This window comes from Treponema sp. R8-4-B8 (assembly GCF_054786175.1).
In genome coordinates this window covers 1-487 of the sequence record NZ_BDHE01000326.1, presented here as the reverse complement: position 1 = coordinate 487, position 487 = coordinate 1, and the positions used below count along the sequence as shown (strand labels likewise).

Below are 487 nucleotides of genomic sequence, written 5' to 3'. Positions count from 1 at the left end.
CGTCATTAATCATGGATTCAAGGGCGGCGGTATCACGCTGAAAAGTTGAAACAACCGCCGTTCTGCGGTTCCAGCCGTCTCCCGCCTGCCCCGCCCTTAAAATATTTTCTAATGACGCTATGTTTACAATCATGCGCGATTTTCTGTCGTTAAGCCTTACGGCTAAATCTGCTTTTTTTTCTATAATTGCGGATTGAACGTCCCGCGAGCTCATCTCTCTTGGGCTTACGCTGACATATTGCTGAATAATATCCTCATTGGAAACCCAGTACTGCAAACTGTCCGAATTGGCGTAATCGTAATCTTCTCTTGTAATTTCCTTTGATGAGTGGACAAACGCCCCTTCAAGATTAAGGCTAAGCCCTTCTTTTCCGCCGTCTTTCAATTCCGCGCTGTTTGCCATTATGATCCGGCGCTCGCCGTCTTCGGTCTTGTCCATGATAAGCAGGTTTTCAATCACGTTATCTTTTACGCCGCCCGTGACAAT

The 487-nt window shown here is 46.6% G+C and carries 1 pseudogene; it reads right to left on the bottom strand.

The annotated features are described in order from the left end of the window. A pseudogene (locus tag ACYVRA_RS08620) lies at positions 1 to 487 on the bottom strand (LptF/LptG family permease); the annotation flags it as partial.